Source organism: Sphingobium sp. KKT206 (genome assembly GCF_055640555.1).
On the sequence record NZ_CM145764.1, the window covers coordinates 2,246,254 to 2,272,196 of the forward strand.

At 62.8% G+C, this 25,943-nt stretch carries 29 protein-coding genes and 1 tRNA gene; 15 read left to right on the top strand and 15 right to left on the bottom strand.

Annotation, left to right across the window (positions count from 1 at the left end):
• The first annotated feature begins 176 nt into the window (after window positions 1-176).
• Window positions 177-1,634 (top strand): hypothetical protein, encoded by a 1,458-nt coding sequence (locus ACZ2HM_RS10740; protein ID WP_470425203.1) that lies wholly within the window; start codon window positions 177-179, stop codon window positions 1,632-1,634.
• A gap of 136 nt (window positions 1,635-1,770) precedes the next feature.
• Here the strand turns inward: ACZ2HM_RS10740 and ACZ2HM_RS10745 are convergent, their stop codons facing one another.
• Both ACZ2HM_RS10745 and ACZ2HM_RS10750 read right to left on the bottom strand, forming a co-directional pair.
• Window positions 1,771-2,091, bottom strand: a complete 321-nt coding sequence (locus tag ACZ2HM_RS10745; RefSeq protein WP_470425204.1) for a DMT family transporter — start codon at window positions 2,089-2,091, stop codon at window positions 1,771-1,773.
• Window positions 2,092-2,186: 95 nt separating this feature from the next.
• A tRNA-Tyr gene (locus ACZ2HM_RS10750) sits at window positions 2,187-2,273 on the bottom strand.
• Window positions 2,274-2,378: 105 nt separating this feature from the next.
• On the opposite strand from ACZ2HM_RS10750, the gene ACZ2HM_RS10755 reads away from it, so the two are divergent.
• Window positions 2,379-3,119, top strand: a complete 741-nt coding sequence (locus ACZ2HM_RS10755) for a TrmH family RNA methyltransferase (RefSeq protein ID WP_096060986.1) — start codon at window positions 2,379-2,381, stop codon at window positions 3,117-3,119.
• Between the two features lie 94 nt (window positions 3,120-3,213).
• On the opposite strand, the gene ACZ2HM_RS10760 is transcribed toward ACZ2HM_RS10755, so the two are convergent.
• Entirely contained in the window at window positions 3,214-3,531 is a 318-nt protein-coding gene (locus ACZ2HM_RS10760; RefSeq protein ID WP_037473305.1) for a 2Fe-2S iron-sulfur cluster-binding protein, read from the bottom strand.
• Window positions 3,532-3,611: 80 nt separating this feature from the next.
• Here ACZ2HM_RS10760 and ACZ2HM_RS10765 point away from each other — a divergent pair, with 80 nt between their 5' ends.
• The 3 genes from ACZ2HM_RS10765 to ACZ2HM_RS10775 all read left to right on the top strand — a co-directional run bounded on the left by ACZ2HM_RS10765 (window position 3,612) and on the right by ACZ2HM_RS10775 (window position 4,997).
• The gene (locus ACZ2HM_RS10765; protein ID WP_470425205.1) at window positions 3,612-4,229 is read left to right on the top strand and encodes a DNA-3-methyladenine glycosylase family protein; all 618 of its coding nucleotides are present in this window, start codon (window positions 3,612-3,614) and stop codon (window positions 4,227-4,229) included.
• Window positions 4,226-4,462: a DUF2188 domain-containing protein gene (locus tag ACZ2HM_RS10770; protein WP_313923206.1), complete on the top strand. Its 237-nt coding sequence runs from the start codon at window positions 4,226-4,228 to the stop codon at window positions 4,460-4,462. Before ACZ2HM_RS10765 ends, ACZ2HM_RS10770 begins: the two co-directional genes overlap by 4 nt.
• Window positions 4,463-4,562: 100 nt before the next feature.
• Window positions 4,563-4,997 carry a response regulator gene (locus ACZ2HM_RS10775; protein ID WP_470425206.1) on the top strand — a complete coding sequence of 145 codons (435 nt, stop codon included), beginning with the start codon at window positions 4,563-4,565 and terminating at the stop codon, window positions 4,995-4,997.
• Here ACZ2HM_RS10775 and ACZ2HM_RS10780 read toward each other — a convergent pair.
• Window positions 4,945-6,471, bottom strand: a complete 1,527-nt coding sequence (locus tag ACZ2HM_RS10780; protein ID WP_470425207.1) for a PAS domain-containing protein — start codon at window positions 6,469-6,471, stop codon at window positions 4,945-4,947. The two genes, ACZ2HM_RS10775 and ACZ2HM_RS10780, sit on opposite strands and share 53 nt — an antisense overlap.
• On the bottom strand, window positions 6,464-7,747 hold the full coding sequence (murA, locus tag ACZ2HM_RS10785; protein WP_470425208.1) for a UDP-N-acetylglucosamine 1-carboxyvinyltransferase: 1,284 nt from the start codon (window positions 7,745-7,747) through the stop codon (window positions 6,464-6,466). Before murA ends, ACZ2HM_RS10780 begins: the two co-directional genes overlap by 8 nt.
• Before the next feature lie 196 nt (window positions 7,748-7,943).
• On the opposite strand from murA, the gene ACZ2HM_RS10790 reads away from it, so the two are divergent.
• Window positions 7,944-8,678 (top strand): Crp/Fnr family transcriptional regulator, encoded by a 735-nt coding sequence (locus ACZ2HM_RS10790; RefSeq protein WP_037473317.1) that lies wholly within the window; start codon window positions 7,944-7,946, stop codon window positions 8,676-8,678.
• 310 nt (window positions 8,679-8,988) lie between these two features.
• Here the strand turns inward: ACZ2HM_RS10790 and ACZ2HM_RS10795 are convergent, their stop codons facing one another.
• Complete coding sequence (locus ACZ2HM_RS10795; protein WP_037473319.1) at window positions 8,989-9,258, bottom strand: hypothetical protein; 270 nt, start codon at window positions 9,256-9,258, stop codon at window positions 8,989-8,991.
• Complete coding sequence (locus ACZ2HM_RS10800) at window positions 9,255-9,821, bottom strand: HNH endonuclease (RefSeq protein ID WP_037473320.1); 567 nt, start codon at window positions 9,819-9,821, stop codon at window positions 9,255-9,257. The genes ACZ2HM_RS10795 and ACZ2HM_RS10800 overlap by 4 nt, the downstream gene beginning before the upstream one ends.
• A gap of 121 nt (window positions 9,822-9,942) precedes the next feature.
• Between ACZ2HM_RS10800 and gluQRS the strand changes: the two genes are divergently transcribed.
• The 8 genes from gluQRS to ACZ2HM_RS10840 all read left to right on the top strand — a co-directional run bounded on the left by gluQRS (window position 9,943) and on the right by ACZ2HM_RS10840 (window position 19,091).
• On the top strand, window positions 9,943-10,908 hold the full coding sequence (gluQRS, locus tag ACZ2HM_RS10805) for a tRNA glutamyl-Q(34) synthetase GluQRS (RefSeq protein ID WP_076605541.1): 966 nt from the start codon (window positions 9,943-9,945) through the stop codon (window positions 10,906-10,908).
• 9 nt (window positions 10,909-10,917) lie between these two features.
• Window positions 10,918-11,154, top strand: a complete 237-nt coding sequence (locus ACZ2HM_RS10810; protein WP_037473323.1) for a twin transmembrane helix small protein — start codon at window positions 10,918-10,920, stop codon at window positions 11,152-11,154.
• 6 nt (window positions 11,155-11,160) lie between these two features.
• Window positions 11,161-11,730 carry a cob(I)yrinic acid a,c-diamide adenosyltransferase gene (locus ACZ2HM_RS10815; RefSeq protein WP_037473326.1) on the top strand — a complete coding sequence of 190 codons (570 nt, stop codon included), beginning with the start codon at window positions 11,161-11,163 and terminating at the stop codon, window positions 11,728-11,730.
• Between the two features lie 128 nt (window positions 11,731-11,858).
• Window positions 11,859-12,710: a GGDEF domain-containing protein gene (locus ACZ2HM_RS10820; RefSeq protein WP_037477735.1), complete on the top strand. Its 852-nt coding sequence runs from the start codon at window positions 11,859-11,861 to the stop codon at window positions 12,708-12,710.
• 76 nt (window positions 12,711-12,786) lie between these two features.
• On the top strand, window positions 12,787-14,055 hold the full coding sequence (egtB, locus tag ACZ2HM_RS10825; RefSeq protein ID WP_037473328.1) for an ergothioneine biosynthesis protein EgtB: 1,269 nt from the start codon (window positions 12,787-12,789) through the stop codon (window positions 14,053-14,055).
• A 5-nt stretch (window positions 14,056-14,060) separates the two neighbouring features.
• The gene (gene egtD, locus ACZ2HM_RS10830) at window positions 14,061-15,020 is read left to right on the top strand and encodes an L-histidine N(alpha)-methyltransferase (protein WP_470425209.1); all 960 of its coding nucleotides are present in this window, start codon (window positions 14,061-14,063) and stop codon (window positions 15,018-15,020) included.
• Between the two features lie 257 nt (window positions 15,021-15,277).
• Window positions 15,278-17,740, top strand: a complete 2,463-nt coding sequence (locus tag ACZ2HM_RS10835) for a TonB-dependent receptor (RefSeq protein WP_470425210.1) — start codon at window positions 15,278-15,280, stop codon at window positions 17,738-17,740.
• Between the two features lie 415 nt (window positions 17,741-18,155).
• Entirely contained in the window at window positions 18,156-19,091 is a 936-nt protein-coding gene (locus ACZ2HM_RS10840; RefSeq protein WP_470425211.1) for an IS110 family RNA-guided transposase, read from the top strand.
• A 96-nt stretch (window positions 19,092-19,187) separates the two neighbouring features.
• Here the strand turns inward: ACZ2HM_RS10840 and ACZ2HM_RS10845 are convergent, their stop codons facing one another.
• The 7 genes from ACZ2HM_RS10845 to ACZ2HM_RS10875 form a co-directional block, all read right to left on the bottom strand.
• Window positions 19,188-19,799: a hypothetical protein gene (locus tag ACZ2HM_RS10845; RefSeq protein WP_470425212.1), complete on the bottom strand. Its 612-nt coding sequence runs from the start codon at window positions 19,797-19,799 to the stop codon at window positions 19,188-19,190.
• Window positions 19,796-20,530, bottom strand: coding sequence for a HupE/UreJ family protein (locus ACZ2HM_RS10850; protein WP_037476657.1), 735 nt, complete (start codon window positions 20,528-20,530; stop codon window positions 19,796-19,798). The genes ACZ2HM_RS10845 and ACZ2HM_RS10850 overlap by 4 nt, the downstream gene beginning before the upstream one ends.
• Before the next feature lie 9 nt (window positions 20,531-20,539).
• Window positions 20,540-20,920, bottom strand: a complete 381-nt coding sequence (locus ACZ2HM_RS10855) for a hypothetical protein (RefSeq protein WP_037476658.1) — start codon at window positions 20,918-20,920, stop codon at window positions 20,540-20,542.
• Window positions 20,921-20,964: 44 nt separating this feature from the next.
• Entirely contained in the window at window positions 20,965-21,708 is a 744-nt protein-coding gene (locus ACZ2HM_RS10860) for a DUF4198 domain-containing protein (protein ID WP_037476659.1), read from the bottom strand.
• Between the two features lie 185 nt (window positions 21,709-21,893).
• Window positions 21,894-22,157, bottom strand: coding sequence for a hypothetical protein (locus ACZ2HM_RS10865; RefSeq protein WP_037476660.1), 264 nt, complete (start codon window positions 22,155-22,157; stop codon window positions 21,894-21,896).
• A 5-nt stretch (window positions 22,158-22,162) separates the two neighbouring features.
• Complete coding sequence (locus ACZ2HM_RS10870; RefSeq protein ID WP_037476661.1) at window positions 22,163-22,438, bottom strand: HU family DNA-binding protein; 276 nt, start codon at window positions 22,436-22,438, stop codon at window positions 22,163-22,165.
• A 169-nt stretch (window positions 22,439-22,607) separates the two neighbouring features.
• Complete coding sequence (locus tag ACZ2HM_RS10875; protein WP_037476662.1) at window positions 22,608-23,201, bottom strand: nitroreductase family protein; 594 nt, start codon at window positions 23,199-23,201, stop codon at window positions 22,608-22,610.
• A gap of 134 nt (window positions 23,202-23,335) precedes the next feature.
• Between ACZ2HM_RS10875 and ACZ2HM_RS10880 the strand changes: the two genes are divergently transcribed.
• Window positions 23,336-24,520: a cation:proton antiporter gene (locus ACZ2HM_RS10880; protein ID WP_470425213.1), complete on the top strand. Its 1,185-nt coding sequence runs from the start codon at window positions 23,336-23,338 to the stop codon at window positions 24,518-24,520.
• Window positions 24,521-24,695: 175 nt separating this feature from the next.
• On the opposite strand, the gene ACZ2HM_RS10885 is transcribed toward ACZ2HM_RS10880, so the two are convergent.
• Window positions 24,696-25,637, bottom strand: a complete 942-nt coding sequence (locus ACZ2HM_RS10885) for an IS110 family RNA-guided transposase (RefSeq protein ID WP_006966739.1) — start codon at window positions 25,635-25,637, stop codon at window positions 24,696-24,698.
• Window positions 25,638-25,943: the final 306 nt, after the last annotated feature.

Here is a 25,943-nt window from a genome sequence, read left to right on the forward strand (position 1 = left end):
ACGGGGAGAAAGAGCGCAGGGCGAGTGTGGCATGATAGGGGGGATGTAGGACAGGGATTTTTGGCCAAAGACGGAACGGCTGCTTTGGAAAATCTTCTTCGCAAAAGCGGACAAGAAAGAGCGATTAGCAAACAAACCAGCAAATGGCGCTAATTTACCAGACGACTTGACATGGCTTGTCCTGTGACGCTCTGCGCTGCAAACTGAACGACATGTATTCACGCCCATTCGAAAAAGTCGCCTCGATTCAGCTCATCGACGCATCTGGCGAGGCACGCACCGCCTCGGCGCTCTTTCATCAGGATCCGCAATACCTTCATATTAATCGCATATCGTTGATCGGTAACAGGGAACACGAACTCAATCTGCTTGGATTTGGTCGAGACGGCATCGTGGAGTGGCGATACCACACTCGGCCCGACTGGAAGATCAGCGATGATCCGAATGATGCTCATATTCAGCGCGGCAATGGCATTTTGCGGTCAACGGGCATGACGCATGGCGTGATGATCGCTGACGATTCCATCCAGCCGTTCGCCGAGATTGAAATTATTGAGGCAATCGATGAACTACGCGCCAAAGGGGCCAGAGGACTCAAAGCAGAATATTGGTTTCTGCAACGACCGAAGGATGATTGGTATGTACATCAACGATCCTGGGGCAAATCTGAGTCAATCAAGCTCGCTGGCCCTTGGGCCAAAATTTCCTCGCTAAATCTTCGCTTCCGCCTTCTGCGTATCGCCTACCATCGCGATGACGACCGCATAACTCAGGAATGCGAGCGCATCGACATACCGGGTATCGAGATCCAGCCGATTGGCACAATGGAGGAAGCCGAGTTCTTCGCAGCCGCCGAAGGGCTTTGGTTCAGCTTCCGAGTGCTTCTGGCATTCCGCTACCGGCAGTTTGTCCACACTCTTGCCAAATTTAAGGCCTGTGAACGATGGCGAGAGAATACTTGGCACAGCGCTCGGCTCGAACCGCGATATCGCCGACGCCAACACGAAGCTTATGACCCCCCATTTTATGGGCACATCGAGCGCTACCTCGCCAAAGGCGCAGCGTTGCTCGCGCAGATGGAGCCGCAGCGCGAACTGCTCCATGCTGCAGCTTTTGGCTATGCAAGCTCGTACATGGCTTCCGTCATGGAAAGCGGTCATACGGCTTGTGTTGAAGGTATCGAGCGGCTGGTCGAGGCATTCGAGCAAGTAAATGGCCTGACTCGCGAACGCATAGACCGAAAACGCTGGCGCACGCTTGGCAAAGCGGTGCGTAAGCAGGCACGCATAGTGGACGCGACTTCGCACGAGCGTAAAGCTATTGAAATCACGCTTTCTGACGTCCCCAAATTTCACCTATTCGAAAGGATCGAGCGAATGGTTAAGAGCCTTCCGCTTAAATGGCGCAAGGATTCTCTCGAATTGCTTGATGGCGCTGCCGCGATGATTACAGCGCGTAACGACATCGTTCACGGACGGATGATCAAGAATTACAATAATCTGCAGATCGAGCGTCTGCGCGCACAAACACTGTTTGAGCGGCTTTGGCTCGGTTTTTTCGGCTGCGGCGATCTTCAACACTCACATTGGGCGCAGTTTGCGATCCGTAGCCATTTGGAACTGCCAACTGATTGAGGTTCTAAACTCGCAGTTGGACAAAACGATTTCTCTGGGCGCGAGGCCGTCTCTCGCGCATGAACGGCAACTTCTGGAATGTGAATGCCCTAGCTTGCGCAGCTTAGTCGGCGCTATCCTCTCGCCACTTACCCCTTCACGCACTCGCGAAAAACTTCGTGCCCACGACGCCCACCACGATCAGCGCCATGAACATCATCTGCACGCCGTTCACGCGGTCGCCGAAGAAGAGGATGCCGCCGATGATGACGCCGACAGCGCCGAGGCCGGTCCAGACGGCATAGGCGGTGCCGGCGGGGATGCCGCGCATGGCGAGGGCGAGGAGGCCCATGTTGAGGAAGCTGAGCGCGATCGGGATGATCGACGCCTGCCAGGTGGCGACCCCTGCGGCCCATTTGAGGCTCAAGGCCCAGCAGATTTCAGTGAACACGGCGATGCCGAGGATAAGCCACGCCATGGGCGCTTCCCTTTCGTCTCTCAGCGGGCTCGGTGGGAGGGCGCGCCAGCCGGAAACCCGGAAGAGGCCGCGCGCCGGGGCGCAACGCGCAAGGGTGGTGGACAGGGTTGGGTTCGAACCAACGTAGGGCGTAGCCCGGCAGATTTACAGTCTGCTGCCTTTAACCACTCGGCCACCTGTCCAGTACCCTGTGCGATGACAGAAAACTTCCTTTCATCGCGCCGGAGGCGGCTCAATGGCGAAACGAGGCTTGCCTGTCAATGGGTGGATGTGAAATGAGCGCAATCATGAAAAGAGGTCATCGCTCCGCCAAGCCCAAGGGCGCCTTCCCGCGCTTCTATGGGCGTCACGCCGTTATCGCGGCTCTCGCCAACCCCAATCGCATCGTGCGCAAGATATGGGGCACGCGCGAAGCGCTGGCCCCGCTCGACCTGCCCCCGGTGCTGCCGATCGTCTATGCCGACGTCGCCGACATGGGCCGGATGGTCCCGTCGGACGCGCCGCATCAGGGCATCGTCGCCGAAGTCGAACCGCTGGACGATGTCTGGCTGGACGAAGTGCTGGAACAGGGCCGCGACGACAAGCGCCCGATCCTGGTGCTGGATCAGGTGACGGACCCGCATAATGTCGGCGCGATCCTGCGGTCGGCCGCCGCCTTCGACGCGCTGTGCATCGTCACGCAGGACCGGCATGCGCCGCCCGAATCGGGCGTGCTGGCGCGCGCGGCGTCCGGCGCGCTGGAAATCATGCCGTGGGTGCGGGTGGTGAACCTAGCGCGCGCGCTCGATGAGATTGCCGAGGCAGGCTATTGGCGCATCGGCCTGGATGGCGATGCGGACACGGTGCTGGGCGAGGCGATCGGCGAATCGCGCGTGGCGCTGGTGCTGGGGGCCGAGGGCGAAGGCTTGCGGCACAACAGCATGGCGCATTGCGACATATTGGCGAAGCTGCCGATCAGCCCGCGGATGGAGAGTTTGAACGTCTCCAATGCGGCGGCGATTGCGCTCTATGCGGCGGCGAGTCGGTAACAAAAGGGAAAGGGTGTCGCCCTGTTGATAGGGCGACACCCCTTCGTCAGCACTTCTTGCTGCCACCTCTCCTTACAGGGGAGGATTTTGACGCTTAGTCTTCGGGGGCGATGGTGACGCGCAGGCCGTCGAGCGCGTCGCTCAGCACGACCTGGCAGGACAGGCGGCTGGTGTCGTTACGATGGTCGGAACTGTCGAGCAGGTCGTTTTCATCCTCGGTCATCGCAGGCAGCACATCGGCGAAGTCGGGATCGACATAGACATGGCAGGTGGCGCAGGAGCAGCAGCCGCCGCACAGGGCGAGCAATTCGTCAAAGCCGTTGTCGCGGATGACTTCCATCACCGACAGGCCATTGTCGCCTTCGACAGCCTGTTCTTCGCCCGCACGGTTGACCACGATCAGTTTCGGCATCTATCCAGTCCCCTAGGAAATTATCTCCGCTGCTCTGACGGAGGGACGCCGGGAAATCAAGCGCTGCTGAGGGAAACATCATGGTGACGACGGCGCAACAGCTGCGCGACAGCCTGGACGCGATCGCCGCCATCGAGCCGGGCTTCGCCGCCGCGCTGGCGCGGGCGGGCTATCCTGAACCGCGGGTGCGCGAGCCGGGCTATGAGACGTTGCTGCGCACGATCGTCGGGCAACAGGTGAGCGTCGCGTCGGCGGGCGCGGTGTGGCGCAAGCTGGAGGCGGAACTGGGCGAAGGCTGTGCGCCGGATGTGCTGCTGGCGCGCGACTATGATGCGTTGCGCGCGTGCGGGCTGTCGCGGCAGAAGCAGGGCTATGCCCGCAGCCTGGCCGAGATGGTGGTGACGGGCGCGCTGGACCTCCACGCTTTGCCCGCCGATGACGAGGACGCGATTGCGCAACTGGTGCGGATCAAGGGGATCGGGCGCTGGTCGGCGGAAATCTATCTGTTGTTTGCCGAAGGGCGGCCCGATATCTGGCCGGCGGGCGACCTGGCGGTGCAAATCGAGACCGGGCGGATATTGGGGTTGCCCGAACGGCCGAGCGAGAAAGCGACCCGCGCTTTGGCCGACGCCTGGCGACCGCATCGCGGCGCGGCGGCGATCATGGCCTGGCACCATTATAACATCGAGGTATTATGACCAAGACACTGCCGCCCAAACTCCCCCATGCCCGCTACATCGTCCTGCACCATGATGGCGCGTGGAAGATCAATCTAAACAACAGCTATTATGGCCCGTTCGCGACCCAAGAGGCGGCGGTCGAGAGCGCGACGGCAACCGCGCGGCAGGCAAGCGAGGGCGGTTATCCCGCGTCGGTGCTGTTGATGAAGGGGACCGAGTTCGAGACGCTGTGGACCAGCGAGGCGGCGTGAGGCCTGTCCAATAGTGTAGTTTTCAAGGCTTTATCCGCCAGCGGGGGAACTGAACCACGGTGCGGGACATTCCGTTGATCCAGGTTATATGGAAATGGGAATGAGCAAGAAGGTTCTGATCGTCGAGGACGAGATATTCGTCGCGCTGGAAATCGAGCAGATCGTCGAGGATGCAGGGTTCAATGTCGGCGCGATTGCCGCTGACATGGACGCGGCGCTCGCCTGCGCCGATTCGTGCGACATCGCGCTCGTCGATCTGAACCTGCGCGATGGGCCGACGGGTCCGGCGATCGGCATGGAATTGGCGATGCGTCATGGCGTGCGCGTGATCTATGTGACCGCCAACCCCGCGCAGATCGGCCCGGCTTCGGTGGCTGCGCTGGGCGTCATCACCAAGCCGTTTCGCGCGCATAGCATCGTCGCCGCGCTGCAGCTGGCGGCAGAGGAAACGCCGGAACCCTGCGCCGCCGATATTGCGGGCTTTATTCCTTTCCTGCCGTCCGACTCATCGAACGGCGCGGAATCGAGAGGCTGATCGCAAGGCCCTCCGAGCGCCATTCGCGCTCGATTCTACCACCCAGTTGCCGTTCGACGCTGAGCGTCATCAGGCGGCTGCCGAACCCGTCGGTGCTGGAAGGCGCCACGCTCGGCCCGCCCTCTTCACGCCAGTCGATACGGATATCGTCGCCGACCGCGCTGACATCTAGAAGCACGCGTCCGTCCGGCACCGAGAGCGCGCCATATTTGGCGGCGTTGGTGGCGAGTTCGTGGAAGAGCAGCGCAAGCGGTGTCGCGGAACGGTCGTCGATCGCGGCATCGTCGCCCGATAGCAGGATGCGCGAGCCGTCCGTGCCGCGATAGGGCGCGAAAATCTGCTTGAGGATACCCGACAGGCTGCCGACCCCCTGCCCCGGCTGCGGCGCAGAGTCGGCGCTGTGCGGGCGCACGAAATCATGCGCGCGACCCAGGGCCAGGATGCGGTCGCGCAAATCGTCGGCGACATCGCTGATCTGCGGATGCTGGCGCGCGGACAGGCCAATGAGGCCAGCGATGACCGAAAAGATGTTCTTGATCCGATGGGAGAGTTCGTGCGCGATCATCTCGCGCTCTTCCATCATCAATTTCTGTTCGTGAATGTCGGTGCAGGTGCCGATCCAGCGGGTGATCGTGCCTTCGGCATCCCGGATCGGCAAGGCGCGGCCCAGCGTCCAGCGATATTCGCCGCTATGATGGCGCAGGCGATATTCGATCTCATAGGGTTCGCCAGTGACGAGGCTAGTGCGCCAGCGGCCCCAGGCGCGCTCCTGATCGTCGGGATGGAAGACGCCGTTCCACCCTTCGCCATCGGTAGAGCCCGACGGCGTGCCGGTATATTCATACCAGCGCGCATTATAATAGTCATGATAGCCGTCGGGCAGCGTCGACCAGACCATTTGCGGCATGGTGTCGGCCAGCGTGTGGAACATGCGATCGCTGGTGGCGAGCGCCGCCGCGCTTTCATTCTGGAAGGTGATGATGTCGCGGTCGCGGCGACGCCCCTCCAGTTCGACCATCACCTGCCGGGCGAGCAGGACCATGCCCTGCCGCTGCATCGGTGTCAGGTCGGCGCGCGGCTTGGTATCGATGACGCATAGCGCGCCGAGCGGCACGCCATCGGCCCCGACCAGCGGTGCCCCGGCATAGAAGCGGATATGCGGCGGGCCGGTGACCAGCAGATTGTCGGCGAAGCGGTGATTCTGCGTCGCATCGGGGACGACGAAAATCTCCGACCCCAGCATGGCGTGCGCGCAGAAGGAGACGTCGCGCGGGGTTTCCTCCGCATCCAGCCCGGTACGGGCGAGAAAGCGCTGACGCACATCTTCGACAATGCTGACCAGCGCGATCGGCGCGTCGCACAGCGTTGCGGCGAAATCGGTGATCTCGTCCAGATTGCGGAAACCACCGGCGTCGAGATCGTAGAGCGCGAGCAGCGCGGCACGATCCGTCTCCAGGCCGCGGCCCTCAGCCATCGCTGACACGTTCGATATCCGCGCCGACGGCGGACAATTTCTCTTCGAGCCGTTCATAGCCGCGATCAAGATGATAGACGCGGTTGACCTGGGTTTCACCTTCGGCGGCGAGGCCCGCAAGAATGAGGCTCATCGAGGCGCGCAGGTCGGTCGCCATCACCGGCGCGCCGACAAGGCGGGGCACGCCGCGCACGACGGCGGTGCGGCCATTGACGGCGATATCCGCCCCCATGCGCGCCAGTTCGGGCACATGCATATAGCGATTTTCGAAGATGGTTTCGGTCAACACCGATGCGCCATCGGCCATGGTGAGCATCGCCATGAACTGCGCCTGCATATCGGTCGGGAAGGCCGGGAAAGGCGCGGTCGAAAGGGTCAGCGGGCGGAGCTTGCCGTCCGAGGCGACGCGGATGCCGCCCTTATAGGGATCGACCTGCACCCCCGCCTCGCGCAGCGCGACGATGATGGCATGCATGTCGTTTTCATTGGCCCCGGCGAGATCGAGCGAGCCCCCGGCGATGGCCACGGCGCAGGCATAGCTGCCCGCTTCGATCCGGTCGGGCATCACGCTGTAAGTCGCGCCATGCAGCCGGTCGCGGCCATGGATCACCAGCCGGTCGGTGCCCACGCCTTCGATATCGGCACCCATGGCGATCAGCAGGTTGCACAGATCGACGATTTCCGGTTCGCGCGCGGCATTGTCGAGGATGCAGGTGCCCTTGGCGAGCGATGCAGCCATCAGCGCATTTTCCGTCGCGCCGACCGACACCACCGGGAAGGTGAAGTGACCGCCGGGCAGGCCGCCGTCGGGCACGCTGGCGCGGACATAGCCTGCGGTAATCTCCAGCACCGCGCCAAAGGCTTCGAGCGCCTTGAGATGAAGATCGATCGGTCGGTTGCCGATGGCGCAGCCGCCCGGCAGCGACACCCGCGCTTCGCCCGCACGGGCGAGCAAGGGGCCAAGCACCAGGATCGACGCGCGCATCTTGCGCACGATATCATAGGGCGCTTCGGTCGAGGTGACGCGACCCGCGCGCATGGTGAGGACGCGGCCGAAATCCTCCGGTCTTGCGCCCTCGATCATGGTCGAGACGCCCAACTGGTTCAGCAAGTGACCGAAGCTGTCGACATCGGCCAGCCGCGGCAGGTTGCGCAGCGTCACCGGTTCGTCGGTCAACAGCGCGCAGGGCAGCAGCGTCAAAGCCGCATTTTTCGCGCCGGAAATGGGAAGGCGGCCGTTCAGTGCGTTGCCGCCGCGAATATCAATGCGGTCCATCGGACAGGGTTAATAGCGGCAAATGCGCGCCGCGCAAGGCGGACGCCGTAGCATTCGTCACCCGTGCGCGGTGCGCGCGCAATATAGCCGCAACAATCGTCGCCAGCTTGATCGAGTTTAGTGCGACGGGCGCAAATGCAGCCAAAAGGCGCTTGAGGCGTTCTGCCATCGTAACGAGAATTGGAAGAAGGTGTTATTGGTGGCAACAAGTTGTTTCGCCGCAAGGCTGGCCAAACAGGTGCCGCTGTCGGACGCGGAAAGGACGGCACTGGCACGGTTGGAGGAAAACCCCCGCAAGGTAAAGCGCGGGGCGATGGTTCAGCGTGTCAATGATACGGTGACAGAATTGTTCGTGCTGCGCGAAGGCCGAATGATGAGCTTCGTCATCATGCCCGACGGCAGCCGTCAGATATTGCGCGTCTATTTTCCGGGCGACTTCATCGGGTCGGCCAGCACCATCTATAGCCGCGCGCCCGAATCGCTGATCGCGCTGACCGACGCGATTATTTGTCCGTTCGACAAGCATGCGCTGCGCCGACTGCTCGATGAATCGCCGCGTGTTGCCGCGTTGCTGTTCCTGCTGTCCAATGCCGAGCGGGTGGCGATGACCGACCGGCTGGCGTCGCTGGGCCGGACATCGGCCAAGGCGCGGGTTGCTTCCTTCCTGCTCGACATGTTCGACCGCATCCGCGTTACCGACGATGCCGTCACCGACAGTTTCGACCTGAAGCTGACGCAGGAGGAAATCGGTGATTCGATCGGCCTGACATCGGTGCATGTGAACCGCATGATCCGGCAGATGGAGGAAGAAGGGCTGATCAGCCGGTCGAACGGCCGAATCACGCTGCGCGACCTGCCCCGGCTGGAGGAAATCGGCCATTATACCAATCGGCAGAAGGATATGGACCTGGACTGGTTGCCGGTCGGATAGCGATCACATCTTGATACCGAGCGCTTAAGCAGCAGGGACAAATTAATCAGAGGCGAGCTTTCCAAGTGTCGGTCGGATATTTGATAATCCGCCGTCGCCATAGCCAAAGAGCGAAAGCAAACATCAGCGCTCCGATAGCGATGCCAGCAGCCCATCCCTGCTGCTGGCCATGAAAATACGCAGCCAGCATGCTTACAATTGCCGGAGCCGATAAGGCGAGCCAATCCCTGCGGTTTAATTTTCTCATGCTACGCGATCTATCGCGAAACAAAGCGAATAGCACCGGCTTTTGCGTGAGCATTGGGTCGTTCTATCTTCGTCTGGGCGCGGGCGCGAAGCAGCGGTCGCAGCGGCGCCAGCAGGCGACGCCGGGCATGGCGACTGCTGGTTTGAGCTCGGGTTGCGGCGCAAGGCGGGCGAGGATGTCGGGCGACAGTCCATCCGGCGCGGCGCGATTATGGCACATCAGGCAGTTTTGCACATATTTGGCACGGGTCAGGCCGCTATGGTCCTCCTGCGCGGCGAGCGGGCCGGGGCTAATCAGCAGCACGGCCAAGGCAAGCCGCAGCGCCCGCGTCATGCCAGCAGCTCGACATCCCAATAGAGCCAGTCGCGCCAGCTGTCGTGGAGATAGCCGGGCGGGAAGGCGCGGCCATGTTCCTGCAACTGCCAGGTCGTCGGGCGGATCGGTTCGACATGGAGGCGCATGCCCGCTTGCTTTGGCGTGCGCCCGCCCTTTTTGAGGTTGCAGGGCGAACAGGCGGTGGCGACATTTTCCCAGGTCGTGCGCCCCCCCGCGCGGCGCGGCACGACATGGTCGAAGGTCAGGTCGGTGCTGACGCCGCAATATTGGCAGGCGAACTTGTCGCGCAGGAACAGGTTGAAGCGGGTGAAGGCGGGATGTTCGGACGGGCGCACATATTGTTTGAGCGCGATGACCGAGGGGATTTTCATGTCCAGGCTGGGACTATGCACCTGCCGCTCATAGCTGGCGATGATGTCCACGCGGTCGAGAAATACCGCCTTGATCGCCGTCTGCCACGGCCACAGGCTCAGCGGATAATAGCTGAGCGGGGTGTAATCCGCATTGAGTACGAGCGCCGGGCAGTTTTCCGGGTGCCGTATAAGGTCGGGATGGTACATAGAAACCTTCTACCCCCTTGCCGACGCCGCTGATTAACCAGCAACATGACATCCGCATGACAGCATCAACCAATATCGTCCGTCAAGAGCCTGTATGACCGATACGAACGCCCTACCGCATATGGTGACCCGCTTTGCCCCCAGCCCGACCGGGCGGCTGCATGTCGGGCATGGCTGGTCCGCGCTGCTGGCCATGGACATGGCGCGCGCGGCAGGGGGCGCTTTTCGCCTGCGGATCGAGGATATTGACGGGACGCGTAGTCGGCCGGAGCATGTGGCGGGGATCATTGAGGATCTGCGCTGGCTGGGTGTGACATGGGATGGCGATGTCGTTTTCCAGTCGCAGCGGCTGGAGGCTTATGAGGCGGCGCTTGATCGGTTGCGGGCCATGGGGCTGCTTTATCCCTGTTTCTGCACGCGCAGCGACATTCAGGCGAGTTTGACCGCGCCGCATGGGCCGGAGGGGCCGGTTTATCCGGGGACGTGTCGGGGGTTGGGCGAGGGCGAACGGGCGCGGCGGATCGACGCGGGGGACGCGCATGCGTGGCGGATCGATATGGCGGCGGCGGTGGCGCGGGTTGGGGTGGTAAGGTGGCGGGCGCTCGCCTTCTCTACCTCGTCATTCCCGCGCAGGCGGGAACCCATCTCCCACGCTATCATGTCAACGCCAGGTCGGGAGATGGGTCCCCGCCTTCGCGGGGATGACGATGAAAAGGGTGAGACGCTGCATTCCGCCGATCCGCTGGCGCATGGCGATGTGGTGCTGGCGCGCAAGGATGCGCCGGCGAGCTATCATTTGTCCTGCACGCTGGACGATGCGGCGATGGGGGTAAGCCATGTGCTGCGCGGCGATGATCTGAAAGGGGCGACGGATATTCATTGCCTGTTGCAGGCGTTGCTCGACCTCCCCTCCCCGACCTATTGCCACCATCCGCTGCTGGTCGGACCGGATGGCAGGCGGCTGGCCAAGCGGGACAGGTCGATCGCGCTCGCCGATCTGCGCGCGCAAGGGGTCGATCCCGCCGAACTCGCGACTGCCCTAAGAGGCAAGCGCTTTCCGGTTGGAATCAGGCTGGCAAGCGCCTAAGTTGGACATATGAACATAGTCCTCGTCATCGCCCTCATCCTTGCCATGGCCGCGACGCTGTTCGCGCTCATCCGTGGCATCATCAGCTTCCTTCAGACGACGAAGGAGGAGTTGAACGCGCCCGAAGGCAGCGGTCCCGGTCCGTCGCGGTTGAAGCAGAATAAGGCGATGATGAACCGCGTGCTGTTTCAGGCGATCGCGATCGTCATCGTCGCGCTCCTGCTGCTGATGAAGGGCAACGGGTAAGATTACATGGTCAAGCTGAACAAGATCTACACCCGCACCGGTGATGCGGGCACGACCGGCCTTGCCGACGGCACGCGCCTGCCCAAATATGCGCCGCGCATGCAGGCGGTGGGTGATGTCGATGAAGCCAATAGCGCGATCGGCCTTGCCGTGCTGGCGATCGGCGATGCGCCCGAAGCGGCGTGGCTGACGATGATCCAGAATGATCTGTTCGACCTGGGGGCCGATCTGGCGACGCCGATCACCGATGCGGGCGACCCGCCCTGGGCCTTGCGGATCATCGAAAGCCAGGTCGAGCGGCTGGAACAGCAGATTGATGCGATGAATGCGGAACTGGCACCGCTCGACAGTTTCGTGCTGCCGGGCGGATCGGCGGCAGCGGCGGCGGTGCATCTGGCGCGCGCCATCACGCGACGGGCCGAGCGCAGCGCGACGGCGGCGGCGACCGACGTGACGCTGAACGTGCAGGCGCTCATCTATCTCAACCGCCTGTCCGACCTGCTGTTCGTCATGGCACGCCGCCTGAACGACAATGGTGCGCGCGACGTCAAATGGGTGCCGGGCGCATCGCGCTGAGCGGTCGGGTCGCTCGACTCATGCGCGGCACAGTTGATCGCAGAGACGCGCATTAACCCTGTTTCTTCAGGATGCGTTTAGACGCGCCGACGACTTTCCGCCCGGTCTATAATCATGACTGGGCTGATATGCATTTCTACCTCGCGACCTCCTTCATTTTCCCCCGCTCGCTCAGGCTCCGGCTGTTCACCCTCTGCTTCGTCGCCACCCATTTGCCGCTGCTGGGCTATATGGCCTGGGGGCTGGCGACCGGGCGGCTGGCACTGGCGGAGTTCGTGCTGCTGACGCTGGCGACGGTGATCGGCACCGGCATTGCGCTGTACGGGATCGGCGCGTTGCTCAATCCCATCCATGCGCTGGCGCAGACATTGCAGGGGCAAGATAGCGACCCCACGCCCCTGCCCCAGGTCGGCGATGTCATCCAGACGCTCTATGCCGGGGTGCATCGTGCCGCCCATGTCACGCGCACGCAGATGCAGGATCTGAACGTCGCCGCGCATGAAGACCCGCTGACCGGTATCGCCAACCGGCGCGGTTTCCTGATGCAGATCGACATGCTGCCCCAGGTGCGGCGCAAGGGATGCGTGGCGATTATCGACATCGACCATTTCAAGCAGGTCAACGACCGGATGGGCCATGACGAGGGCGACCGGGTGCTGGCGGCCTTTGCGCAACGGCTGGCGGCGCAGTTGCGCCGGGTCGATCATGTCGCGCGCTGGGGCGGCGAAGAGTTCATGGTCTTCTTCCCCGACTGTATCGAGGATGAGGCCTGCTGGTCGCTATCGCGGATCGCCACCCAGATGCGCGACGATCCGATCGGCCAGGTCAATGGCCGCGCGATCAGCTTTTCTGCGGGTGTCGCGCGCTGGCAGGGAACGCCCATCGAAGAGACGATCGCGAGCGCGGACCAGGCGCTCTACGATGCCAAGCAACAGGGGCGCGACCGCGTCTGCCGCGCCGCTCAACCGGTCTGCTGCTGAAAAAGGAGGGGAACCCTAAAGGGCAGTCATGCGCTTTTTGCTCCATCATCATGCGAGCATAGCGTAAGGGGCAGGCATGGCCAGAAGCTGGACCGAGTTGGACAGGGATGCGCTGATGTCGCGCTATCGCGAGGTGCGCGCGCTGACACAGGCGCTTGGGCTTCCCCTGTCCGATGCTGATGCGACGGTCCAGTCCATGCCCGATGCGTCTCCGGCCAAATGGCATCTGGCGCATGGCACCTGGTTCTTCGAAACCTTCGTTTTGCGCGATCATGTGCCGGGCTATCAGCCGTTCGATCCGCGCTACGCCTTCCTGTTCAACAGCTATTATGAAGCCGAAGGCGCGCGCCATGCGCGGCCGATGCGGGGGATGCTGACCCGGCCGTCGCTGGACGAGATAAGCGACTATCGCGCGCATGTCGATGCGGCGCTACTGGCGGCGATCCCCATGCTGTCGCGCGAGGCTAGGACGCTGGTGACGCTGGGGCTGCATCATGAGCAGCAGCATCAGGAATTGATGCTGACCGACCTGCTGCATCTGTTTTCGCTCAATCCGATGGAGCCCGCGCTGTTCGCCGGACCCGCTGCTGCCTCCATGGACCTGCCCGACGCCCTGCACTGGATCGAGGGGCGCGAGGGGCTGGTCGAGATTGGCGACGAGGGCCGGGGCGGGTTCGCCTTCGATTGCGAGGGACCACGGCACAAGGCACTGCTCCATCCCCATGCGCTGGGGCACCGGCCGATCACCAATGGCGAATGGATCGCCTTCATCGAGGATGGCGGTTATCGCACGGCGGCGCATTGGCTGGCCGATGGCTGGGCCTGGGTGCAGGCGGAAAGCGTCGATGCGCCAGCCTATTGGGCGCAGGGCGAACAGGGCTGGACCCGCTTTGGCCTCGATGGCCGCCAGCCGGTCAATCCGGCCGCGCCGGTGACGCATATCAGCCTGTATGAAGCCGATGCCTATGCCAGTTGGGCAGGCGCGCGGCTGCCGACCGAGGCGGAATGGGAAAGTGCGGCGCAGAATATCGCGCCGACGTCGGGCAATCTGCTGGATGATGCCGCCTGCCCCCGTCCCCACCCCGCCGATGCCACCGCGTCGCTGACGCAGATGTTCGGCGATGTGTGGGAATGGACCGGCAGCGCCTATCGCCCGCATCCCGGCTTTCGCGCGGCACCGGGCGCGGTCGGCGAATATAATGGCAAATTCATGTCGGGCCAGTTCGTGCTGAAGGGCGGTAGCTGCGCCACGCCGCGCGGGCATGTGCGGGCGAGCTACCGCAACTTCTTTTACCCCCATCAACGCTGGCAGTTCACCGGGCTGCGACTGGCGAAGGATCTGTAACGACCATGCTGCTGACAGACGACGCCCCGACCGTAACCCATGCGGTCGACCCGGCCTTTCGCCGCGACATTATCGAAGGCCTGTCGCGCAGCCCCAAGGCGACGCCGCCCATCTGGTTCTATGACCGGCATGGGTCGGAATTGTTCGAGGCGATCACCGACCTGCCCGAATATTATCCCACGCGCACTGAAACGGCGCTGCTGGAGAATCATGGTGCAGATTTTGCCGAAGCAGTGGGCGAAGGCCGGGCGGTGGTTGAGTTTGGCGCGGGCAGTTCGCGCAAGACGCCGCATTTGCTGCGTGCGATCGCGCCGGGGGCCTATGTGCCGATCGACATTAGCGGCGATTTCCTGCGGGCGAGCAGCGCGACCTTGGCGCAGGCCTTTCCCGACCTGCCGGTGATCCCGGTCGAAGGGGATTTCAACCGGCCGCTGACGCTGCCCGATGCGATCGAGGCCATGCCCCGGCTGGGTTTCTTCCCCGGATCGACCATCGGCAATATGGAGCCGGATGCGGCGGTCGACCTGCTGCGCGCGATGCGCCGCCTGCTGGGCGATGGGGCCATGCTGCTGATCGGCATGGACCGGATCAAGGATCGCGACCGGCTGATCGCGGCCTATGCCGATGCGGCGGGAGTGACGGCGGCGTTCAACCTCAACCTGATCACGCGCATCAACCGTGAGTTGGAGGGCGATCTGCCGATCGACGGCTTTGCCCATCGCGCGATCTGGAACGACGACAAGGCGCGGGTCGAAATGCATCTGGAGGCGGCGCGGCCGCTGCATTTCCATGTCGCGGGAGAGAGCTTCCGCATGGCGCAGGGCGAGACGATCCACACCGAAAGCAGCCATAAATATGGGGTGCGCGACGGGCGGTTGCTGCTGCGGTCGGGTGGCTGGGAGCCGGTGCGCGAATGGACCGATGAGGACGGACTGTTTTCGTTGATGCTGGCGCGCGCGGCGTAGCGGGCGCGCGTTTTCGTCGAATCGCATTACGACTCTCTGCCAAGCCATAGTCGGCCCAAGGCTTACATCCATCCGGCTTTTGCGCTGATCCGACGCCACCTTCGCGTCGGATGAAATGATGCAATTTTAGCACATCACCCGAAATTCATATGCACCTTGGGACAGTCGCTGGATGCAAATTGCGTGGGGGGTGCGCTCATGCTAATTGTTTCAGCAGGACACAATTAACACGATGTCCGGTTTCAGGGAGGGACGCCATGAAAGTTTCCAGTAATTCACGGGCGATTTGCGCCTTGTTCGCTTCCGTTTCGGTCATTGGCGTATCGAGCCTTGGCCTCGCCTCGATGGCGCAGGCGCAGACGGACGGCATGGACATCATCGTCACTGCGCAGAAGCGCAGCCAGTCGTTGCAGGATGTGAGCGTCGCGGTCTCCGCCGTCAGCGGTGATGCGCTGACCAATGCCGGGATCAACAATCTGCAGGACATTCAGCAGCTCGTCCCGTCGGTCACCTTCGGCAATGATTTCAACCAGGCCAAGGTGTTCATCCGCGGCGTGGGTGCCAATACCTCCACCACCGGGTCCAGCACCGGCGTCGCGCTGCATGTCGATGGCGCCTATGTCGCGCGCGCCGAGGCGCAGCTGACGTCGCTGTTCGATCTGGAGCGGGTCGAAGTGCTGCGCGGACCGCAGGGCAGCCTCTATGGCCGCAATGCCGTGGGCGGGTCGATCAACCTGATCACCGCCAAGCCGACCGCCGAGTTCAGCGGTTATGCGCGGCTTGGCTATGGCAATTATAATGCGATGACCGGCGAAGCGGCGATCGGCGGGCCGATCATCGATGCGATCCGCTTTCGTTTGGCAGGCAAGGTCGAGGCGCGCGACGGCTATGGCGGCAATCCGTTCAAGGGCGGCGCCGATGTCGATGATCTTAATCGCTACATGGTGCGCGGCCAGATCCACCTGATCGCGTCGGACAAGATCGACTATCTGATTTCGGGCGAATATTTCCGCCAGAATGACAATAGCGGCGCGGTTCATTATCGTGGCCCCGCCTTCCCCGGCGTGCCACGCCTCGCGCCGACGGGAACGGGCGGTTTTGCGACCAACCCACGCGACCTGGCCAGCGACGAGCCGCCCTCGGTCGATACCAAAAGCTATTCAGTCACCGGCACGCTCAACATCGAGCTGAGCGATGCGTTCAGCATTGGCAACATCACCAATTATCGCGATTTCAAGACGCAGTTGATTCAGGATCTGGACGGGTCGGCGCTGGTCGCCACCCTGCCCAACTCGACATCGGTGCAGGTGCGGACGATCGACGCGCAGCAGTTCAGCAACGAGCTGCAGTTCAAATATGACAGCGACATCGTGAAGGGTGTCGTCGGCCTCTATTATTTCCATGAGCGCCAGCGGGCCCGCGATCAGGTGGGATTGAGCTCCACCAACGATCTGGCGTCCAACATCACCGTGCTGGCGACGCGGCCGACCTTCGTCGACAATGTCGCCGCTCCCGTCGGTTCGGTGACTCTGGCCGAAGCGCAAGCGATGTGCAATTTCCCGGCGGGCACCTCGCCCAACCGCGTCTGCTTGAAGTCCAGCCTTGGCACCCGCGCCTATGCGGCGTTCGGGCAGTTGAACTTCGACCTGGGTGCCGCCTTTGGCCTTAATGGCGTATCGCTGAAACTGGGTGGGCGCTACAGCCATGAGAAGGTGGATAGCTCCAACCCGTCGATCATCCTGACCGCCAACGGTAACCCGGCGGTGGCGCAGGTGCGCAAGACGACCATCGAGGGCACCTATCGCGAACGGACGTTCAAGGATTTCACTCCGGAAATCGGCCTGCAATGGCAGCCCAACAGCGATCTGCTGCTCTATTATACCTATTCCGAAGGCTTCAAGGCCGGGTCGGGTGAGAATGCGGCGGGCAGCACGACGATCGTGCGACCGGAAAAGATGAAGAACCACGAACTGGGCGTGAAGGCGGAACTGCTCGACCGTCGCCTGCAAGTCAATCTGGCCGCCTATCATTACAAGCTGGACGATCTGCAGATCAACAAGACGATCGGCGGTGGCCCGGCAGGCTTCACCACCATCTTCGAAAATGCGGCCAAGACGTCGGCGACCGGCGTCGAAGCCGATCTGTTGGCCCGCCCGGTCGATGGCGTGCGGGTGCGCGGGTCGGTTTCCTATACCGACAGCAAATATGATGACTTCATCACGGTCGATCCGCTCGATCCGGTGAACGTGGCGCAGGCGGGGCAGCCCGCTTACAACCCGGTCACCAATCCCGATCCCACCGCCTTTGGCGCGCCATGCGGGGCCGACGCGCTCAATGCCAATGCGCCGTGCAACATCCAGTTGGCGGGCAACCCGACGCGCAATTCGCCGACCTGGTCCTACAGCGCCGGGATCGAGGTCGATCTGCCGATCATGCAGGAGGCGGGCACCTTCACCGTCAGCGGCGACATGACCGGGCGCAGCAACATCTATTTCACCGAGTTCAAGCGGCTGGTGGAAGGCACGCGCGCTTACACGATGTTCGATGCGTCGCTGCGCTGGGTGGACAAGACCGATACGGTGACGGCGTCTTTGTGGGTCAAGAATATCGGCGATACGCTGCGCGAAAGCAGCACCTTCGCCATCTCCACCGGGCGGATCATCGGTGTGACCTACCTGCCGCCGCGCACCTATGGCGCGACGGTCGGCTATCGCTTCTAAGCTGAAAGGCCTGCGCCGGGGCGGGATGCTCCGGCGCAGGTTGCGTTTTTAGAGCATGATGACTTTGAGTCGCATCACTCCGTTCGCCCTGAGTAGGGGCTGAGCTTGTCGAAGACCCGTATCGAAGGGTCGGCTGCGCTGTATATCCTTCGATACGCCATTTGCCCTTCGGTCGTCTGCGACTCCGACTTCGCTCAATGCCTGTCCTTGCATATTGGGGTTGGCATTTATTTCAGCCTTGGTTGAATTGGTGCCGACCTGTCTGGGGTCATGACCCCGGACAGGTCGGAGCGGATAGGCTGTGCCTGTCCTTGGGCATAAAGCTCGCGATCCTCAGCAAAGCCGTCCGCTCCATCCATGATCGTCTCGAACGGTTGCCTGAGCCTTGAGCTCGTATGCAAGGTGGAGAAACATGATGTCGAACCAATATGTTGCCGTCGATGTATCTAAGGCGGCACTCGATATTGCCTTACCGGGGGCTAACGGGGTTTGGCGCCGTACCAATTCGGTGGCGGGGATCGCGGCTTTAAGAAGGCGGCTCGCGACCCTTGAACATCCCCATATCGTCTGCGAGGCAACGGGCCGCTATGGCCGGTTGCTCGCTCGCCAGATGGGAGCGGCGGGGATCGCCATGAGCATCGTCAATCCCAGGCAAGTGCGGGATTTTGCTAGAGCGAGCGGTCAACTCGCCAAAACCGATGCGCTTGACGCTGGCATCATCCTACGCTTCGCTGACGCCATGCAGCCCGCCAGAACACCGCCAACACCTGAAAATCAGGCTCGCCTTGCCGAGCAAGTGCGCAGAAGGCGGCAACTGGTCGGTATGCTGGCTACCGAAAAGCAGCGTCTGTCCGGCCTCGATGACGCCGAAACGCTGGCTTCGATCCGCGAGCATATTGCCTTCCTGCAAGGACAAATCGGCCAGTGCGATGCGCGCATAACGGCTGAAATCGAGGCTGATGCCACGCTCGCGCGCAAAGCTATGCTGCTGGAGTCTATTCCAGGCATCGGCGCCACGACAGCGGCAGTGCTGATCGCCGAACTCCCCGAACTTGGTATCGCTGACAAAAAGCAGATCGCAGCCCTTGCCGGCATCGCTCCCATGAACCGTGACAGCGGCCAGTGGCGCGGTCAGGCGCATATTACCGGCGGCCGACTCTCGGTCAGATGCGCGCTCTACATGGCAACATTACCCGCCATCCGCTTCAATCCAACCATCCGCGACTTCTACCAGCACCTCCGCGCGGGAGGCAAAGCGCCCAAAGTCGCCATCACCGCCGCCATGCGAAAACTCCTCATTATCGCAAACGCCATCGTCCAGCAGGATAAACCATGGGCCAATCTCGCTTGACACCCAATACGGTTGCTGAGCGCCTGCCGCAGGCGGGCAGTCGAAGGGGCTACTCAGGACGAACGGTTCTGAGTAAAGTCATCACGCTCTAGGGGATTATGCGCCCGCGGGCTGGAACAGATCCTTGTAGAATCCGGTCGTCTTGACCGTGACGGTGACGGGCGTGTCGCCCTTGTTGCGCCAATACCAGCCATGGGTGCCGGCATAGGGCGCGGTGAAGCTGCCCCTGGCGCTGGTCTGTTCGCGCTCTTCCCAATAGCTGGTGAATGCGCCGTCGGTCGCATCGGGGGCTTCGCCATGCATGTCGACCTTGACCGGGCCGCCGGTCGATTGCCATTCGAAGACGAAACTGTCGCCCTGCTGCATATGCGCCTTCACTTCCTGCCCGCTGTGCGGCGCGAGGGTAATGGTCATGCTGTCCTGCCGCCAGGGGGCGGTGCGGGCGATATTGTCCTTGGTCGGCAGGGTCGGTGCCGTGCTGGCTACGGGCGGGGCGGCTGCTGGCGCAGACGCACTTGGTTCGGCCACCATGGCGGTGAGGCCGAGCGCGCTGCCTACCCCGGTCGGATCGATGCCATATTCGGCAGGCAGGACGAACAGAGTCAGGATGGCGACCGCGCCGATCGCGGCGGCGCCGGTGGCCTTGGCGAGCGTGGCGGGCGGGGTTGTGATGCGCGTGGGTGGCGCGGGTTGGTGGCTGCTGGTCATGTCAGGCCCCTTTCGATCAGATAGCCGGTCAACTGAAAGCCGACGAGGACGAAGCCCGCGGTCATCAGCGCCGCATTGGCGAGGACCGCGCTGCGGCGGAAAGTGTCGGTCCTGCGCCAGAAGGTCATGGCGAGCAGGATGAAGGTGAGCGCGATGAACTGGCCGATTTCGACGCCGATGTTGAAGGCGAGGAGGTTGGGGATCATCCCGTCGCTCGACAGGGTGAGATCCTGCAGCTTGGTCGCCAGGCCAAAGCCGTGGAAGAAGCCGAAGATCAGCACCGCCGCCTTGGGATTGGGCGATATGCCGAACCAGGTGCGGAAACCGTCGAGATTGTCGATCGCCTTATAGACCACAGACAGGCCGATGATCGCGTCGATCAGGAAAGGATTGGCGCGCAGGTCGAGGATGACGCCCAGCAACAAGGTGGTGCTGTGGCCGATCGCGAACAGGGTGACGTAGGTGCCGACCTGCTTCAACCGATAGAGGAAGAAGATGACCCCGGCGAGGAAGAGCAGATGATCATAGCCGGTCACCATATGTTTGGCGCCCAGATACATATAGGGGATGATGTTGACCCCCGATGCGCCTTCGATGAAGGCGCGGTCATTCTCGTTTACGCCATGGGCCAAGAGCGCCTGACCGATGCAGGCCAGCATGAGCCCCAGCAGCAGCAGCGCGACCCGCCGCATACCGAGGGGGATGGGCAAGTGGCGGATCGCGCTGCGCATGATCGCCGCTTACTTGGTCTGGAAGGTGGTGAAGACCTTGGCACCGCTCTTGTCGACCAGCGCGACGACGATCTTGGCGCCCTTGGCGGCCTTGAAGCCGGGGGCGGATAATTTATTGCCACCGGCGGGCTTGAGCGCGGCCTGGCTTTTCTGGCCCGACGCGGTCTGCGTCAGCGTGGCGGTGTAGGCCGATGCGGGCAGCGGCTCATCCTCTTCGCTGATATAGACATCGACGCCCTTGGGACTGGCGACCAGTTCCACCATGGTTTCGCCCGACATCTGAACGAGGCCGCCATGCTGGGGCTTCATGCTGCCATGGGCGAAGGCGGCGGTTGGGGTCAGGGCGAGGGCAGCGACCGCGAGGCCGAGCTTCATCAGGTCGAGTTTCATGGGTGTCTCCTTACAGGGTAGCGACAAAAGGTGGCGGTGCGGCCTTATTCGGGCAGATGCGGCAGCACGAAGGACAGCGACGAGCGATATTCGACATGGTCGACCTTCGCCTTGTCATCGGCTGGACCGACATAGATGCCCATCAGCACGTTCAGCCCCTGGTTGCGCAGCGTGATGGTGGCGGTGCCGTCCGCGCCGGTCTTGACCGCGACTTCGTCGGGATCGTTGACATAGTCGGACATGATGGTCGCGCCCGCGATCGGCTTGCCTTCATAATAAGCCCGCACTTTCATCGGTTCGCCCATCTTCTGCGGGATGGCGGGATCGACGGGGACGATCTGGAGCTTATGCCCTTCGAACAGGGGCACGGGGCTGGTCGGCACCTTGGTCAGATGGACGGCATATTTCCAATTATGTTCGGCAAGGCTGGCGGTGGGCACTTCGTCGCGGCCCTTATTATGCCATTTGCCGTCGGGGGTCTTGCTCCACAGGCCATAGTCCATGATCGCCGCGACCGCCGCGATCGGCTCTTCGCTGTCCACGACGGGGATCGGCCCGGCGGTGCGCAGGCTGGTGGTGACGGGTGCCCAGTCAGCATCATAGCCGGTGACGGTCTTTATGAGCGGCAGGCGCTTGACCGCGTCGAGATCGTCAGCGCCGACGCCATAGATGAGGGCGATCTGCGTCGCGCGCTGGGCGAACCAGATGCCGTGCGCGCTCAAGGGGGCGGCCAGGGCCAGAAGCGCTGATCCGGCAACGGTGACAGTAAGGATGCGTGGCAGTTTCATCGATCATCTCCCGTGGCCCCGATGGCCCTGGCACACAGGCTATGTCAGCGACGGCCCGCCGGATGCCGTTTTTCAGGCGTGCGCAGGCAGCATGTGCCGGAAAAAGGCACGCGCACAGTGGATGATCGCCCGATGGCGGAAAAGGGGGATGTGGATCGTTGGAGACTTGAATGGCCCGAAGGGGCCTAATCGAGCGGTGGATCGCCCTGAGCGAGATCCATGAAATTGCGGGCGGCGTCGCGATCGGCCGCGTCCTTGAAGGCGATGTCGAGATCGGGGGCGTCGCCCATCAGGAAGAGCAGGCACCACAACGCAAAACGTCGACCCCGGTCCTTTTCCAGACCAAGGTCGACGCGCATGCGCTCGACGCCCGCTGCGATCGCTTCGGCGGGCACGGCGTCAATGTCCGTGCGGCCGAAATAGCGACGCAACTGGTCGTCAAATTGCATTTGGATCAGCCGTTCAGCTTGTCCTTGACCGCCTTGGCAGCGGTGAAGCCCAGCTTCTTGGACGCGGCGATCTGGATCGTCTCGCCGGTGGCGGGGTTGCGGCCCTCGCGCGCGGCGCTTTCCTTGACCTTGAACTTGCCGAAACCGTTGAGCGAGATTTCTTCGCCCTTGGCCGCCGCGTCGACGATCGCCGAGATCACGCCGTCGATGATCTTCTTGGCGTCCGCCTTCGAAAGGTCGTGGGCGGTGGCGACGGTGTCGATCAGGTCACTGTTATTCATAGGACGTCCTCTTCAAGTGTGATGGCACCCGCCCTAGCCCGTTCGCATCCGCCGGTCCATCGCCTAAGGGCGAATTTCGGCGCATTTCCGGTGACATATTGCCGAAAACACGCGGTTTCGGCGTGGTCGATCGGTTTGGTGGCTTGGGGCAGGTGGTTGGAGTGAAGTTTCAGGCGACGAAATTGCCGGCAAAGGCGAAGCTGTCGATCGGATTGCGGCCGCTGGGGGCTTCGCGCGCCTGCAGGGCTTCAGGCAATATCGCCTTGTCGCCCATGCGCCCGATGGCGACGGCAGCTTCGATGCGGAAACGGTCCGGCACCGCGAGTTCGTGGCGGGCGGCGTCGAAATCGACGCCCGTCATGGCGTGGGTGTGATAGCCCATCCGCGTTGCCTGCAGCGCGAGCAGCGCCCAAGCGGCGCCTGCGTCGAAACTGTGGCTGTGCGAGGGCTTGGTTTCCTGCGAGCCGGGGGCCGACGAGAGGCTGTCGGACAGGATGAAGGTCAGGACCGAGGCATGTTGCACCCAGCTTTGGTTGAACGGCAGCAGCAGACCAAGGAAGCGCGCCCAGTCGGCGCTGTCGCGATGGGCATAGAGGAAGCGCCAGGGCTGATAGTTGAAAGCCGACGGTGCCCAGCGGGCTGCGTCGAGCAGGGTATCGATATCCGCCTGCGGCAAAGCCGATCCATCGAAGGCGCGGGGCGACCAGCGGTCGAGGAACAGGGGGTCGATGGGCCGGGTGACGGCGCGAGGGTCAGTGTCCATAAAATCTCCCTAAAAGGCTTGGGCCCATATAGGATGTTTTTTGCGGCTGCGAAGGGCCAGGGATTTTGGGGCAAGGCGCTGGCGCAGGCCGCGCCGCGCCGCTAATCCTGCCTGCCGACAAGGGGGAGCGGGGCATGACGATCACGGAGACTTTTCTGCTCGCGCTGGCGCTTGTCATGGGGCTGCCCTGGCTGGTGTGGCGATTGCTACGCACCGACAATTGGATGCCGCTGGTGGTGGTGCAGATCGTTGCGGGGGTGCTGCTTGGCCCCGGCGTGCTGGGCGTCGCGCTGCCGCAAGTGCATGATTTCCTGTTTCCGCCCGGCGTCATCGCCGCGCTCAACGGCATCGCCTGGTGGGCGGTGATGATCTTCGTCTGGCTGGCGGGCATCGAACTGGACCTGCACCAGGCCTGGGTCGCGCGGCGCGAGACATGGACGACGGCGGGGCTGGCGTTGGTGACGCCGCTGGCGCTGGGGGCGCTGGCCGCCGCGCTGATCCTGACGCAGCCGGGCTGGATCGGCACGAAGGGGCAGCATTGGCAGGCGTTGCTGGGGATGGGGATGGCGTGCGCGGTGACCGCCCTGCCCATATTGGTTTTGCTGATGGATCGGCTCACCATCCTGCGCCAGCCGCTGGGCCAACGGGTGCTGCGCTATGCCAGCCTGGACGATATCGCCATCTGGGGCGTGCTGGCGTTGATCCTGCTCGATTGGGCGCGGGTCGAGCGGCAGGCGGGATTCCTGCTGCTGTTCCCGTTCGTCGCCTGGGGGTTGCGCGCGGTGATGCGGCGAATCGGCGGGCGCGACCGGCTCTATCTGGGGATGCTGTCGCTCGCGCTATTGGGCTTTGCGGCGGATTGGGCGGGGCTGCATTTCATGGTCGGCGCCTTCCTGGCGGGCGCGATTTTGGACAAGCAATGGTTCGACGAAGCGCAGATGGATATGCTGCGCGATCATATGCTGTTGACGGTGATGCCGGTCTTTTTCCTGAGCACAGGGTTGCGCACCCAATGGGATATGGGCGGGTTCGAGGTGATCGGCGGGGCATTGCTGCTGCTGGCCGCCGCCGTCGTCGGCAAGCTGGCCGGGGTGGCGCTGGCCGGGCGAATCCTGGGCTGGCCCAAGGGCGAGGCCGGGGTGATCGGCTGGCTGCTACAGACCAAGGCACTGATCATGATCATCTTCGCCAACATCCTGCTCGATCGGCAAATTATCACCGGGACCAGCTTTACCGCGCTGTTGCTGATGGCGATCGGCAGCACGATGCTGACCATGCCCATGGCGCGCCGGGGCCTGGCGAAATTGACGCAGCGATAAGGGAAAAGTCGTCCCGGACGACCCATGGCGCGTGCAGTTCGCCGTAGCGGGCCGTCCGGGATTGCAGCGCTGCCTCACTTTGGAGAGGTATGACAACGCTGTCTCGCGCCATAAAACAGATTCTTCGGCGCGCCGCAAGCCCCTTTGCGCGCGCTCTTTAGAGTATCCGTGATGGTCAAGCGCATGCTGTGGTCCAGAGACGATCTGCCCTGAGTAGCGCATTTGCGGTGACGATGAGCTTTCGCATGATGGCTGTGATGGCGATTTTGGCGGGTTTTCCGGCAGCGATGAGCTGCTGGTATTTGGCCTTGAGGTTTGGATTGAATCGGGCGGCGACCAGAGCAGGCATGTAGAGAGCCTGTCGGACATTGGCCCTACCGCCGCGGATGAAGCTTTTGCCTTTCCATTGGCCGGACTGGCGCGCGACCGGGGCAAGTCCGGCGAGCGAGGCAGCCTGCTTGTTATCGAGCGATCCGAGTTCGGGCATGGTGGCGATGATCTGGTTGGCGGTGAGTGTGCCGAGGCCAGCGATGCTGGTGAGAATGTGGTGGCGCCGGACGAGCTTTTCATCTGCGGCAATGACGGCCGCGATTTCAGCGTCGAGCGCAGCGATGTGGCGAGCGATCTGTTCGAGCCGTTGGCTGCACTGGCGCTTAAGCAGCGTGACGGTGAGGTTCTTTTCGCGGTTTTTGAGCGCGGTGCGATCACGCACCAGACCATCGCGGGCGTTGACGAGTTCGGCCAGTTGGTTCTGCTGCGGGCTTCGGGCGGGCCTGACCGGGGGTTTCAGCGTCACCGCCATCCGTGCGAGCAGCCTGGCGTCGATGCGATCGGTCTTGGCGAGCGTGCCTGTCGCCTGAGCGAAGCGCCTTGCCCGTTCCGGGTTGAGCTTGACGCAGGGCATATGGCCGAGCGCGACCTCCAGCGCGCGGTGGTAGATGCCGGTAGCCTCATAGGCGATCCGCTCGACCTCCCATTGCCCGGCCCATGCGATCAGGGTCTTGTGGCCCTTGGTGGTGTTGGGGAACTGGCGCTCGATCCCGATGGGATGGACATAGCAGTCCAACGTCGCTTTGGAGATGTCGATGCCGATGGTTTGTGGTAGAGAGTTGCTCATCTTTTTCGCTGTCCCATGCTTGTCATCCGGGCCTTAAAAGCCCCGGTATCCGTTCGGGCCTGATGAAAAAGAAAGGGGCGATCCTACTCTAACCCGGTCCCTTCACGACCAGCGGTTTTGCGATCCGTCCCCTTCCGTCCGGTCCGGGGTGGCCACCCCGGACCGGACATCGCATCCTGACCCGAACGGACCACAAAGTCATAAGACAAGCGTGATAACTTTACTCAGAACCGTTCGTCCTGAGTAGCCATTGAGCGAAGTCGAAATGGCGTATCGAAGGATATAAGCGCAGCCGACCCTTCGATA